The organism is Bradyrhizobium manausense, from assembly GCF_018130615.1.
Taxonomy (GTDB): Bacteria; Pseudomonadota; Alphaproteobacteria; order Rhizobiales; family Xanthobacteraceae; genus Bradyrhizobium; species Bradyrhizobium manausense_A.
The window spans coordinates 100810-114127 of record NZ_JAFCKB010000013.1 but is presented as its reverse complement, the minus strand read 5'-3'; the positions used below and the strand labels follow the sequence as shown (position 1 = coordinate 114127).

Annotated in this window: 13 protein-coding genes; 7 read left to right on the top strand and 6 right to left on the bottom strand. The window is 63.8% G+C overall.

The window, feature by feature from the left end:
* Positions 1–106: 106 nt before the first annotated feature.
* Positions 107–550 carry an SRPBCC family protein gene (locus tag JQ587_RS23430; protein WP_212300456.1) on the top strand — a complete coding sequence of 148 codons (444 nt, stop codon included), beginning with the start codon at positions 107–109 and terminating at the stop codon, positions 548–550.
* A 61-nt stretch (positions 551–611) separates the two neighbouring features.
* Here JQ587_RS23430 and JQ587_RS23425 read toward each other — a convergent pair whose 3' ends face one another.
* Genes JQ587_RS23425 through JQ587_RS23405 form a run of 5 tightly spaced genes read right to left on the bottom strand, consistent with a single transcriptional unit; the run spans position 612 to position 5545 of the window.
* The gene (locus JQ587_RS23425) at positions 612–1463 is read right to left on the bottom strand and encodes an ABC transporter permease (RefSeq protein ID WP_212426855.1); all 852 of its coding nucleotides are present in this window, start codon (positions 1461–1463) and stop codon (positions 612–614) included.
* Positions 1464–1465: 2 nt separating this feature from the next.
* Positions 1466–2311 carry an ABC transporter ATP-binding protein gene (locus JQ587_RS23420; protein ID WP_212300714.1) on the bottom strand — a complete coding sequence of 282 codons (846 nt, stop codon included), beginning with the start codon at positions 2309–2311 and terminating at the stop codon, positions 1466–1468.
* Positions 2311–3354: an ABC transporter substrate-binding protein gene (locus tag JQ587_RS23415; RefSeq protein WP_212300454.1), complete on the bottom strand. Its 1044-nt coding sequence runs from the start codon at positions 3352–3354 to the stop codon at positions 2311–2313. Before JQ587_RS23415 ends, JQ587_RS23420 begins: the two co-directional genes overlap by 1 nt.
* Positions 3355–3395: 41 nt before the next feature.
* On the bottom strand, positions 3396–4610 hold the full coding sequence (locus tag JQ587_RS23410; protein ID WP_212426854.1) for a CaiB/BaiF CoA transferase family protein: 1215 nt from the start codon (positions 4608–4610) through the stop codon (positions 3396–3398).
* The gene (locus JQ587_RS23405; protein WP_212426853.1) at positions 4607–5545 is read right to left on the bottom strand and encodes a hydroxymethylglutaryl-CoA lyase; all 939 of its coding nucleotides are present in this window, start codon (positions 5543–5545) and stop codon (positions 4607–4609) included. Before JQ587_RS23405 ends, JQ587_RS23410 begins: the two co-directional genes overlap by 4 nt.
* Before the next feature lie 87 nt (positions 5546–5632).
* Here JQ587_RS23405 and JQ587_RS23400 point away from each other — a divergent pair, with 87 nt between their 5' ends.
* Positions 5633–6541: a GntR family transcriptional regulator gene (locus tag JQ587_RS23400; protein ID WP_212426852.1), complete on the top strand. Its 909-nt coding sequence runs from the start codon at positions 5633–5635 to the stop codon at positions 6539–6541.
* Between the two features lie 36 nt (positions 6542–6577).
* Here JQ587_RS23400 and JQ587_RS23395 read toward each other — a convergent pair whose 3' ends face one another.
* Positions 6578–7906, bottom strand: coding sequence for an Hsp70 family protein (locus tag JQ587_RS23395; protein WP_212426851.1), 1329 nt, complete (start codon positions 7904–7906; stop codon positions 6578–6580).
* A gap of 297 nt (positions 7907–8203) precedes the next feature.
* On the opposite strand from JQ587_RS23395, the gene JQ587_RS23390 reads away from it, so the two are divergent.
* The 5 genes from JQ587_RS23390 to JQ587_RS23370 all read left to right on the top strand — a co-directional run bounded on the left by JQ587_RS23390 (position 8204) and on the right by JQ587_RS23370 (position 13312).
* On the top strand, positions 8204–8341 hold the full coding sequence (locus JQ587_RS23390) for a hypothetical protein (RefSeq protein WP_198029410.1): 138 nt from the start codon (positions 8204–8206) through the stop codon (positions 8339–8341).
* A 249-nt stretch (positions 8342–8590) separates the two neighbouring features.
* Positions 8591–9880, top strand: a complete 1290-nt coding sequence (gene oxlT, locus JQ587_RS23385; protein ID WP_212300449.1) for an oxalate/formate MFS antiporter — start codon at positions 8591–8593, stop codon at positions 9878–9880.
* Between the two features lie 260 nt (positions 9881–10140).
* The gene (gene oxlT, locus JQ587_RS23380; protein ID WP_212300448.1) at positions 10141–11463 is read left to right on the top strand and encodes an oxalate/formate MFS antiporter; all 1323 of its coding nucleotides are present in this window, start codon (positions 10141–10143) and stop codon (positions 11461–11463) included.
* 194 nt (positions 11464–11657) lie between these two features.
* A complete protein-coding gene (locus JQ587_RS23375) occupies positions 11658–12086 on the top strand; it encodes a CBS domain-containing protein (RefSeq protein ID WP_212300447.1) in 429 nt (142 codons plus the stop codon).
* A gap of 206 nt (positions 12087–12292) precedes the next feature.
* A complete protein-coding gene (locus tag JQ587_RS23370) occupies positions 12293–13312 on the top strand; it encodes a 2-dehydropantoate 2-reductase (protein WP_212426850.1) in 1020 nt (339 codons plus the stop codon).
* Positions 13313–13318: the final 6 nt, after the last annotated feature.

Below are 13318 nucleotides of genomic sequence, written 5' to 3'. Positions count from 1 at the left end.
AATCTGGCCCCTCATGTCGGATCGGCGCGGCGGGCTTCGTCCTTGGGCCATGATTGGGGCATAGACGTCGCCGTCGCGCCCAGCAATCGATGAAGAAAGGACCACCATGCCCAGCACCGTACGCCTGCATCGCGTTCTCACGACCACCCCGCAGAAAATCTATCGCGCGTTCCTCGAGGCGGATGCGCTGGCGAAATGGCTTCCGCCGAACGGCTTCACCTGCACCGTGCAGCATTTCGAGCCCAAGGTCGGTGGTACGTTCAAGATGTCGTTCCGGAATTTCACCACGGGCAACGGCCATTCGTTTGGCGGCGAATATCTCGAGCTCGTTCCCGGCGAACGGCTCCGCTACACCGACAGGTTCGACGATCCGAACCTGCCCGGGGAAATCCAGGTGACGGTCACCTTGAAGAAGGTCATGGTCGGCACCGAGCTCGAGATCACCCAGGCCGGCATTCCCGACGCGATCCCGCCGGAAGCCTGCTATCTCGGCTGGCAGGAATCGCTGCGAAACCTGGCGAAGCTCGTCGAGCCCGAGATCAATCAATAGCAAGGACGTCAGCATCACAGGGTGGGCAAAGCGCAGGTGCCCACCCTGCCGGCGCGTCGCCCTATCCCGTCCCCTCGAACTGCGGCTGCCAGCGCAGCAGGTATGATTGCAGCGCCTGCACCAGCATCGCCAGCAGGATGCCGACGATCATCATGATGAAGATCGCCACCATCATCTCACTGGCGTTGGCCCGCGCCTCCGCCTCGATGATGAGCTTGCCGAGACCTCGCTCTGCACCGATGAATTCGCCGACGATGACGCCAACCAGCGCAAACGATACGGCAGGCAGCAGGGATGCGAACACCCATGCCAGGGCGGACGGAACCACGACGGTTCGCAGAACGGCGAATTCGCTCGCCCCCATCAGGCGGGCCGCAGCGATCTGATCGCGGTCGACGGCGCGGGTGCCCTCGAAGGTATTGAAGAAAACCACGAAGAACACCACGAGCCACGCGGTCGCGATCTTGGACAAATCGCCGAGCCCGAAGATCAGGATGACGAGCGGCACCAGGGCGATGCGCGGAATCGAGTTGAGCGCCACGACATAGGGACCGAACACGCGTGCGAGAAAATCAGAGCGCCCGAGAACGAGGCCGGCTGCGATGCCGCTGGCACTGCCAAACAGGAAGCCCCACCACGTGTTCTTCAGCGTGACGAGGGTCGCGATCCAAAGGTTGTTGTCGTTGTTTCGGACACAGGCGAGAAAGCCGCCGGCATCGCTGAAACAGCCGAGGCGCAGGAAGCTGTTCCAGATCAGTGACGGCTTCGCCACGAAATATGGATCAAGGATCTTCGGGACATAGGCCTTGGGCAGCAGCATCTTGCTCCACTCGAACCCCCACTGCCAGACAACGAGCGTCAAAGCGAGGATCGCGAGCTGCCAGAACAGGATGACAGAGCGGCGATGGGCCATGATCAGTCCGCCTTGGTTCGGCGAAACTCTTCGCCAAGCGAATGCCAGATATGGGAATAGAGGCGGCCGAACTCGGCGGTCTCGCGCAGGCCAACCGGGTCGCGCGGACGCGGGAAAGAGACGTCGAAATCCTCTTTCAACCGTCCGGGCCGCGCCGACAACAGGATGATCCGGCTCGCAAGCGTCAGCGCCTCGCCCAGATCGTGGGTGACGAAGAGGACGGTCTGCCGCTCGCGTTCCCAGATCTCGAGCAGCGTCTTGTGCATCTCGAGCTTGGTATGCGTGTCGAGCGCGCCGAACGGCTCGTCCATCAGCAGGATTTCCGGCTCCAGGATCAGCGTCCGCATCAGGGCGACGCGCTGGCGCATGCCGCCGGACAACATGCGCGGAAATGTCCGGGCGAATCCGGTCAATCCGGCCCGGTCGACCGCTTTGGCGACACGGTCGGCACGCTCCGCCTTCGCGACGCCTGCGATCTCGAGGCCGTAGCCGATGTTCTGTTCGACCGTACGCCAGGGAAACAGCGTATCGCGCTGGAAGACGTAGCCGACCTTCCGGTTCACCCGGCCCGGCTCGACGTGGTCGTCATCGATCAGGATGTCTCCGCCAGAGCGCGGCAGCAGGCCTGCGACCATGTTCAGAATTGTGCTCTTGCCGCAGCCGGAAGGTCCAAGGAGCGCGACGAACTCTCCCTGGCGGACATCAAAGGACACGTTGTCCACCGCAGTGAATTGTCCGCTGCCGGAGCTGAAGCTCTTCATCAGGCCTTGCACGGCGATGCGCCGGCCCGGAACGGCCGGGCTCTCCGCTTGCGCAGCAAGGGCAAGGCCGGGGCCAGAGGATAACATCACTTGAACTTCGCCTTTGCGGCATCGAGGAAGCTCATGTCGACGACGTCCTCGTACTTGGTCTCCGGGATATCGGTCCCCTTGCGGTACCAGGGTTTTGCGCCGCGCTCGAACGAGGCCTTGTCGATGGTCCCGTCATAGGCCCAGGTTGACGTGTCGAATCCAAGCTCGGCCGTGACCGCGTCCGTATCCACGCCAGCGAAATATTTGGGCGCCACCAGCGCCTGCACTTCCGCAAGCGGCGAGGTTTTCACCCATTTCATGGCCCGGTAGATGGCGTTGACGAAGCCCTGCACCATCGCCCTGTCCTGCGTGACCGTGTCGCTGAGCGCATAGATCACCAGCACAGGCACCGTGCCGCCGAAATCCTTCGCGAACTCTCCGGGCTTCGCAGTGTCGTAGATCAGCTTGCCGAACCCCTTCTTCTCGACTTCGACGATCCAGCTGGGAGGCGCCATGATGGCATCGAACTGCCTGGTCTCCAGCGACGGGAACATGGTGTTGGGGCCGCCGCCGGCCACCCAGTTCACCTTGTCACCGAGCCCGCGCGCCTCGAACACATAGGTGCCGTAGACCCAGGTGCCCGATCCGATGGCGGTCGCGGCAACGATCGGCTTGGCGCCGTTTTCACGCTTGTAGGCCGCCAGTTTCTCGACGGAATTGATGCCGCTGTCGTAGAGATCCTTGCGGACGACGATGTTGGCGTAGGAGCACACCATTTCGGTCGCCAACAATATCTTGCAGGGCTTGCCTCGCGCGGACAGCTGGAGCGGATGACTGGCGTCACCATGCGCGAACATCGCCTGCTCTGCGGCAAGCGTCTGGCGTCCGAACGTGCCGGAATTGCCGGTCACGAGCTTGGGGTCGAGCCCCTCATCCCTGAAGTAGCCCTTCAACTCGGCGATCATGCCGATCGCGTAGACCGGCGAGATCGGCCCGAAGGCGAGCGTCGCCGGCTTCCCTTCCGCGCTCGCTATGCGGGGAAAGGCCGTGGCGGCGAAGGCCGAGCCGGCGATGAGCGCTTCGCGACGCGTGATCCTCATGCATTCCTCCTCGCGACTATTGTTTTTGATTGCTGCCGTTGTCAGGCAGCTGCAGGCTTAGCCGTGACAATTCCGCTCGCCGTCAGCTCTGCAATCTCCTGCGGCGAGCAGCCGATTTCCGTCAGCACGTCGTTGGTATGCTCGCCCACTCTTGGCGGATCGTAGCGGTTCGGCAGCCGCTGCCCGTCCATCGACACCGGCAGCAGCGGCGTTCTGGCGCGACCCCCATCCGGCAGCGCGATGTCGATCAATCCACCGGATGCGTTGAGATGAGGATCGTCGAAGAGGTCACCGGGCTTGTTCACCGGCGCATAGGGCAGATCGAGCTGATCGAGCTTTTGCGCGAGAGCGGACTTGTCCCACTGCGCAAATATCTTGGCGATCTCCGGAATGAGCCAATCCCGGTGATCGACCCGGTCCTGGCTGGTGACGAAGCGCGGATCGTTCAACCAGGCCTCGCGATCGAACGCGCGGCAGAAGGCTGCCCATTGCTCCTCGCCGACGATGGTGACGAACAGCTTCGAGCCGTCGCGCGTGTCGAACAGGTCATAGACGGGCCACGGGCTCTGCTTGACGGAGTATGGCGTCGACGGTTCGCCCGTGACGGTTTCGTACATCATGGCCTGCGCCATCAGGAACACGTTGTTCTCGTACAAGGCGCTCTGGATGTAGCGGCCGCGGCCGGTGCGCTGCCGCTCGGTAAGAGCGGCCTGGATCGCGATTGCGCCGAACATGCCCCCCATGATGTCGTTGACGGACGCGCCCGCGCGCATCGGCCGGTCAGGCAGACCGGTCATATAGGCCAGCCCGCCCATCATCTGGACCACCTCGTCCAGCGCAAGGCGGTTCTCGTAGGGGCCGGGCAGATACCCCTTGAGCGAGCAGTAGATCACCCGCGGCGCGAAGCTCGCAACGGACTCGTAATCGAGCCCGATACGTTTCAAGAGGCCGGGCCGGAAGTTCTCGATGAAGACATCACAACCCTCGATCAGCCGCCGCGCAACTTGCTGGCCCCGCGACGTCGAAGTGTCGAGCGCGATGCTGCGCTTGTTGCGGCAATAGGTGTTGAAGAAGCCCGAGGCCGGGCCCTTGAACGAGCGCGTGCGATCGCCCTTCGGTGGTTCGACCTTGATCACGTCGGCGCCGAGATCGGCAAGGATCAGCCCGCAGCTCGGGCCCATGACCATCTGGCTGAACTCGACGACGCGCACGCCTTCGAGCGGACGAAGTGGTGCATCGGCAGGCACGGCGCTCATGCGGCACTCCGCAAGGCCTTCGGGATGCCCGCCTCATGCAGATGTCCGGTCAGGTGCCGTGGCGCGATGTGACGGGCGAGAATGTCGCGGGTCTGCATCAGCCGGTCGAGATCGATGCCGGTGGAAAGCCCCATGCGCTCGAGCATGAAGACGAGGTCCTCGGTGACGACATTGCCGCGCGCACCCGGCGCAAACGGACATCCACCGAGGCCCGATACGGCGGCATCGAACCGGCGAATGCCGGCATCGAGGCCTGCGACGGCATTGGCGAGACCCATGCCGAGCGTGTCGTGGAGATGCAGCCTGAGCGGCATCTGCGGACCGACTTCGTCCCTGGCAACGCGAACGATGTCTTTGATCAAGTCCGGCGTCCCGTAGCCGACGGTGTCGGCGAGGCCGATCTCGTCGGCGCCCGCTTCCGCGAACCCCCGTGCCAGCCGGCCGACCGCGGCTTGCTTGATCTCACCCTCAATGGAGCAGCCGAACGCCGTTGCGATGGCTCCCATCAACTTCGGCCGCCGGCTTGCCGGAAGCGCATCCAGCGCAGCGCGCACGGCCCGAAAGCCATCCAGCTGCTCCTCGATCGTGCGCCGCACATTGGCAAGATTGTGGCTCTCGCTGGCGGAGATCACGAAGTAGATCGCGCCGACGCCGGCGGCGATCGCCCGCTCGGCGCCTTTGAAATTCGGCACCAGCGCACCGATCGTTGCGGTGTGCGCGTGCTGCAACGCGTGCGCCATCACCGTATCCACGTCGGCAAATTGCGGCACCACCTTCGGCGGCACAAAGGAGCCTGCATCGATTTCGGTGACGCCGGCGGCGGCAATCGCGTCGATGAGCTCGCACTTCGCGGCGGTCGGAACGAAGACGTCCAGATTTTGCAAACCGTCGCGCGCGGCGACTTCGCAGATGTGAACATCGGGCGCACGGGCCATCCGGCTCCCCTCCCAAGATTGTATATTGTTGCCTAAAAGAACAATCCGCGATACGATCTGTCAAGCTGGAAATTTCAGGTCGCCGCCATGTCCGCTTCCGAATCCTTTCGAAACCGTCCGGCCGGCAATGGACCGGATCGCGGCGAGCATCTGGCGGGCCTGATCCTGGCGCTCGCGAGACGGGACGGCATGAAGGCCGGCGATCGGCTGATCGAGCAGAAGCTCGCCGATGCGCTCGACGTATCCCGCGCCCCGATCCGTCAGGGCCTGAAGGCGCTCGAGGCCGCGGGATTTGCCCGCGGCGAGCCGAACCGCGGCTTTGTGCTGACCAGAAGCCCGGGCACCGACGCCGCGCGATCCGCGATTGCAGCGGTCAACCGCGCGGAAAAATCCTACGCCGCTGTCGCAGCCGATCTGCTCGCCCGCCGCCTGCCCACCGACGTCACCGAGGCCGAGCTGATGCGTCGCTACGCGCTCAGCCGCACCGAATTGCAGCGTCTGCTCGATCGCATCGCGGTCGAAGGCTGGATCGCTCGCCTGCCCGGCTATGGCTGGCGCTTCAGCGAGACGGTCCTGAGCCCTGAAGCACAGACCCAGGTCGCAGCCTTCCGCGCCGTGATCGAGCCGGCCGCGATCCTGCAGCCCGGTTATCAATTGGCGTCCGACGTGATCGATCGCCTGCGCCAGCGCCAGGAGCGGATTCTTGCCGGTGAGCTCGAGAAGATGACGATCGGCGAGGTCTATCAGTTCGGCTGCGAGTTTCACGAGGAGATCGCACGCGGCGCCGGCAACCCCTTTTTCGTGGAATCGCTGCGGCGCGTGAATTCGATCCGGCGCCTGTTCGCTTATCGCAGCTTCGCCGATCGGAACGGCATGCGCCGCCACATTGCGGAGCATCTGCGGCTATTGGACGTTCTGGAGACGGGCCGGTACGCGGAGGCGGCTGCGTTGATGACACGTCATCTGCAGCGCCCGCTCTCGATCGGCGCTGCATAGCGCTGCTTCGAACTTGCCGCGCGGCGCGAACGCGGGCTATGCGCCCGCCTTCTTCAGTCCGCCGTCCGCGGTCCAGCGATCCGGCTCCGCGCTGTGCCCGATCAACGCCAGGCCATAGGCGATCGACTCGAACTGGTCGCCCGACATCAGCCGCTCGTTGCCGAATCGGTCGGCGAACAGTTTCCGCACCGCGGGCACGAACGAGGTGCCGCCGGTCAAGAACACCTTCTCGACCTCGCGCGCGGTGACGCGGGCTTCGCCTAGCACCTTGTCGACCGTGGCGCCGAGCCGCGCGATGTCGTCGGCAATCCAGGCATCGAAGTTTTTCCGCGTGATGGTGGAGCCGATGTCGACGCCGCCGCCCTTGAAGCGGAAGTCGACTTCGTCCTTGGCCGACAGCGCGACCTTGGCGTCCGACACCGCGCGATACAGCGAAAAGCCGAGATCGAGATCGACGATGGTGATGAAATCCTCGAGCAGGTCAGGCTTCAGCGCGGTGCGCGCAAGCTCCCTGAGCTCGCGCAGATCGCCGTTGCTCTTCATCAGCGCGAGCTGATGCCAGCGCGCGAGGTTGGTGTAGTGGCTGTTCGGGATCGGCAGCACCTTGTCGAACGAACGGAAGCTCGACCCCTTGCCCAGCCGTGGCGAGACGACATGATCGACGATGCGATAGTCGAACGTGTCGCCCGCAACCCCGATGCCGGCGTGACCAAGCGGCTCGGCACGCAAATGACCGCCGGCGCGCGAGAAGCGCATCACCGAGAAATCGCTGGTGCCGCCGCCGAAATCCGCGACCAGCACGGTGGCATCGCGCTCGAGACGGCGGGCAAAGGAGAACGCCGCGCCCACGGGCTCGTAGACATAGCGGGCATGGCCGGCGCCCAAGCGCTCGAACGCGGCGCGGTAGCGCTGCATGGCGAGATCATCGTCGGGATTGCCGCCGGCAAAGCGCACGGGGCGGCCGACCGTGATGTTGGCCGCCTCGAAGCCGAACTTCTCGCCGCCATGGCGCGCCAGCGTCCGCAGGAACGCCGCCAAAATATCCTCGAACTTGAAGCGCTGCCGGAACACCTGGGTGGTGTTGAAGCTGGAACTCGCCGCGAAAGTCTTGAACGACTGCAGAAAGCGGTAGACGTGGCGGCCTTCGAGAAACTGCTCGATCGCCCACGGGCCGCCTTCAGCCTGGGCGCCGGCGCCCGGCCGGTCCTCCCAGAAGCACAAGGCCGAGACATAGACGCTGTGGCGCTGGCCGCCATGGTCGAACCGGATGGCTTCGACCCGGCGGTCGTCCGCCGCCAGCGCGACGACGGTGTTGCTGGTCCCAAAATCGATGCCGATCGAGACGGCGGGCGAGGCGCTCGACATGAACCACTCTGACAGATGATTGGAGAAGGGGGCGAACCACTAGCCGTTTTGCACTGCGGTGCCAAGAGCCGGGTTAGGAGCCCAGCCGTAGTGGCCCGGAGCCAGTGTTCTGGTCCCTGGAGCCCGAAATGACACCTTTTGGGCCCCAAGCGACCCATTTTAACGAAGCATTATGCTGCAATGCGGCAATCCCCATGCTGCTATGCAATGGCATGCATGGACATTGGCATCTGGTATACATAAAACAACCCTCGAAGTGAGACAGCAAGACTGTCTGTCTCAAGAAAGGGAATTCCAATGTCCAAGACCGCTTCCGTTGCGTTCGCGCCCTCCGCCTCGCTGTTCGCCCGCTTCATGGCCGCCGTTGACCGCTTCCTGATGGCGAGCGCCGAGATCTCCAACCACAACGGCGATCTGCCGCGCTTCGGCCTCTAGGGTCCCACGCGAGACCGCGGCGCGTCGAATTGTCGCGCCGGTTGTAAAACCAGCGAACTCCTACTTTTGAAGAATGGCTCCGCTCTGCGGGGCCATTTCTATTTGGGAATCGGCACATTCGCGCGGTCTCGCAAACGGGGTTGCGTCATAAGCGCACAATGGGCCGACGCGCGCTTGAAGCTTGGCATAATGAATACAACAATGCCGCCAACGCTCGCTCAAAAAAACAGAAGCGCTATTGGAGGATTCATGACGGACATGGTGCAGACAACAACGGCTCCTACGGCCGCACGCGTCAGCGACACGTATCGCTGGGCGCAACTGGCGATCGGCGTAGCGGCCATGGTGATGATCGCCAATTACCAATATGGCTGGACGTTCTTCGTCCCCGACATCCAGAAGAAATTCGGCTGGGATCGCGCGTCGATCCAGTGGGCCTTTACTCTCTTTGTTTTGTTCGAGACCTGGCTCGTGCCGGTCGAAGGATGGTTTGTCGACAAATACGGCCCGCGCATCGTCGTGCTCGTCGGCGGCGTGCTCTGCGCGATCGGCTGGGCGATCAACGCGCAGGCGACCACGCTCAACGGCTACTATCTCGGCATGATCGTCGCGGGCATCGGCGCCGGCGGCGTCTACGGCACCTGCGTCGGCAACGCGCTGAAATGGTTTCCCGACAAGCGCGGTCTCGCAGCCGGCATCACCGCTGCCGGCTTCGGTGCGGGCTCTGCGCTCACCGTCGCGCCGATCCAGGCCATGATCAAGGATAGCGGCTTCCAGACCACCTTCCTCTATTTCGGCCTCGGACAAGGCATCATCATCTGCATTCTCGCCTTCTTCCTGCTGGCGCCGAAGGCAGGCCAGGTGCCGAACGTGGTGGCGAATGCCGCGCTGTTGCAGACGCGGCGCAACTACCAGCCGACGGAAGTCCTGCGTCAGCCGATCTTCTGGTTGATGTACTTCATGTTCGTGATCGTCGGCGCCGGCGGCTTGATGGTGACGGCGAACCTGAAGCCGATCGCGGTCGACTGGAAGGTCGACGCGGTGCCGGTCACGCTGATCGGCATGACAATGACTGCGGTGACGTTCGCAGCGACCATCGATCGCGTGCTCAACGGCCTGACCCGTCCCTTCTTCGGCTGGATCTCCGACATGATCGGCCGCGAGAACACGATGTTCGTCGCCTTCGGCATGGAAGGCGTCGGCATCTGGATGCTCTATCTCTGGGGCCATGATCCGATCTGGTTCGTGATCCTGTCCGGCTTCGTGTTCTTCGCCTGGGGCGAGATCTACTCGCTGTTCCCCTCGACCTGCACCGACACGTTCGGCGCGAAGTTCGCGACCACAAATGCCGGCTTGCTCTACACCGCGAAGGGCACCGCCGCGCTGCTGGTGCCGCTTGCGAACTACGTGCAGCAGACCTCCGGCCATTGGGACAACGTGTTCATCCTCGCAGCCGGCGCCAACATCCTGGCCTCGCTGCTGGCGCTCGTGGTGCTCAAGCCCTGGCGCAAGGTCGTGGTCGCGCAATCGACCATCTGACATCGCGCTTGGAAACCATCCGGCGGACGACGCCCGGCCTCACGGCCGGGCGTTTTCGTTTTACCAGAATATACCTTGATACCGTAAACCCGAAGGAACCCTGCACATTTCCTGAGCCCTCCCCCAAGATAGGGCTTGCATTCTGGAATATGGTATACCAAGCTGCCTGCCGCGCTTGCGACGATAAGCCACAATATTTGCGACACTCCGTCATATTGGCCGAGCGGGTCGTGACCAGACAGGCGCTTGGGAGGTTGTTGATGATTTCCAGCACGGATGGCGCCGTCACGGCCGCGCCGCTTCGCACAGGTTTCCGTTGGCTCCAACTCGCGATGGGCATCGTCTGCATGGCGATGATTGCCAACTTGCAATACGGCTGGACGCTGTTCGTCGATCCGATCGATCACGCACATCATTGGGGTCGCGCCGCGATCCAGCTCGCTTTCACCGTCTTCGTCGTCACCGAGACTTGGCTGGTGCCGGTCGAGGCGTGGTTCGTCGACAAATACGGCCCACGCGTCGTCATCATGTTCGGCGGCGTGATGATCGCGCTGTCCTGGGTGCTCAACTCCTTCGCTGACTCGCTTCCCCTGCTCTACACGGCGGCCGTCATCGGTGGCATGGGCGCGGGCGCGGTATACGGCACTTGCGTCGGCAACGCGCTGAAATGGTTTCCCGACCGCCGCGGCCTCGCCGCCGGCGCGACGGCTGCCGGCTTCGGCGCGGGCGCGGCCCTCACCGTGGTACCGATCGCGGCCATGATCGTCTCGAGCGGCTATCAGCACGCGTTCCTCACCTTCGGCATCGGCCAGGGCGTGATCGTCTTCGTGCTCGCCTTCTTCATCCAGCCGCCACGGATCTCGATCCCGCCGAAGAAGAAGCAGCTCAATCTGCCGCAGACCAAGATCGACTTCACCCCGCCGCAAGTGCTGCGCGCCCCGATTTTCTGGGTGATGTATCTCGTCTTCGTCATGGTCGCCTCCGGCGGTCTGATGACCGCGGCGCAGATCGCGCCGATCGCTCACGACTTCAAGATCGCCGACACGCCGGTCTCGCTCGCCGGCTTCCAGATGGCGGCGTTGACCTTCGCGATCTCGCTCGACCGCATCTTCGACGGCTTCGGCCGCCCGTTCTTCGGCTTCGTGTCTGACACGATCGGCCGCGAGAACACCATGTTCATCGCCTTCGGCACCGCCGCTTTGATGCTGCTGACGCTGTCGGCCTATGGCCATGTCCCGGTCGTGTTCGTGCTGGCCACTGCGGTGTATTTCGGCGTGTTCGGCGAGATCTACTCGCTGTTCCCCGCGACCTGCGGCGACACTTTCGGCTCGAAATTCGCGACCACCAACAACGGCATGCTCTACACCGCGAAGGGCACCGCCTCCCTGCTCGTCCCGCTCGCAAGCGTGATCTCGGCCGCCTATGGCTGGAAGGCCGTGTTCGTGGTGGCTGTGGCGCTGAACGCGACGGCCGCGCTGATGGCGCTGTTCGTGATCAAGCCGCTGCGCCGCTCCTTCATCCTGGGCAAGGAAGCCGAGAGCGCCAACACCGCAACGGCGGGTGCAAAGACCGAGACGGCTTGAGCCGCCACACACCTTCCACGTCGATCGAGAGGGGCGCAGCGATGCGCCCCTTTTTTGTTGTCTTCTGCTTTGGCTTTGCGATGACAAACGTCAGCAATGCTGCCGCAAGATTTTTCGGATCAGCCAAATCCAACGCTTGACGTTTGGCATTATGTATACCACACTTCCCTCATCATTCACCCAGGGAGGTTGCAATGCTGGTCGGAGACATTCTGCGCAAGAAGACGCCGCGCGTTGTCACGGTGCGAATGAACGAAACGGTGGGTATCGCCGCCAAGCTGATGCGGGCCAACAACATCAGCGCGCTGGTGGTGAAGGACGTGGTCCGCTCCGAAGGCAACACCGCGGTCGGCATGTTCACCGAGCGCGACGTGGTGCGCGCGGTTGCCGAGCACGGTGCGGGCGCCGTCAACGTCAAGGTCTCGCAACTCGTCTCGGTGCAGCAGCTCGTCTCCTGCACCTCCTCAGACACGATCGAGCACGTCAGGCATCTGATGAACCGGAATCACATCCGGCACCTGCCCGTGATCGACGACTACAGCCTCGTCTCCGTCATCAGCATGCGCGACATCGCGGCTGCCGTCGACGAGGCGCTCAACGGCTCGCCGCAAGCAGCCGCTTAAAGCGACGCTCTTCCTGGCCCCCTCTCCCGCTTGCGGGAGAGGGTTGGGGAGAGGGTGTCTCCGCTAGGGAGACTCCCCAGGAGGATAGAACCCCTCACCCGCCGCGCTCTTCGAGCGCGCCGACCTCTCCCGCAAGCGGGAGCGGTGCAGAGAAGCTGTGGCCCGATCAATCGAACCAGTTGCCAACTTAGTCCCGCGAGGATTTCATGAAGATCTGCATCTATGGCGCCGGCGCGATCGGCGGATATCTCGGCGTGCAGCTGGCGCGCGCAGGCGCTGACGTCAGCCTGGTCGCACGCGGCGCCCACCTCGCCGCCATGCGCGAGCGCGGCCTCACGCTGCTGGCCGGCGAGGAGGAGCACACCGTCCATCCGCGCTGCACCGACAACGCGGCAGAGCTGGGCGTGCAGGACTACGTCATCGTCACGCTGAAGGCGCATTCAATCACCGGCGTGATCGAGAAGATGCAGCCGCTGCTCGGGCCCCACACCCGCATCGTCACCGCGGTCAACGGCATCCCCTATTGGTACTTCCACAAGCACGGCGGCGAGCACGAGAACTCGACACTGGAGAGCATCGATCCCGGCGGACGGCAATGGCGCGAGCTTGGCGCCGAACGCGCCATCGGCTGCATCGTCTACCCCGCCACCGAGATCGAGGCGCCCGGCGTGATCCGCCACGTCTATGGCAACAATTTTCCGCTCGGCGAGCCCTCCGGTGAGATCACGAGCGACGTGCAGCGCCTTGCCGATCTCTTCGTCGCAGCCGGGCTGAAGGCACCGGTGCTCGACCGCATCCGCGACGAGATCTGGCTCAAGCTATGGGGCAATGTCTGCTTCAATCCGATCAGCGCCCTCACCCACGCAACCCTCGACGTGATCTGCACCGATCCGTCCACGCGGGCGCTGTCGCGCGCGATCATGGTGGAGACGCAGGCGATCGCTGAGACCTTCGGCGTCAAGTTCCGCGTCGACGTCGAGCGCCGCATCGAAGGCGCCCGCAAGGTCGGCGCACACAAGACCTCGATGCTGCAGGATCTCGAGCGCGGCCGCCCGATGGAGATCGACCCGCTCGTCACCGTGGTGCAGGAGATGGGGCGCCTGACCAGGATCCCGACGCCTGCGCTCGATTCCGTGCTGGCGATGGTGACCCAGCGCGCCCGTATCGCCGGGCTCTATGACGGCGTGTCGGCACCATCGGATCCTCGCGCGCTGGCGGTGGCGTGATGGCGG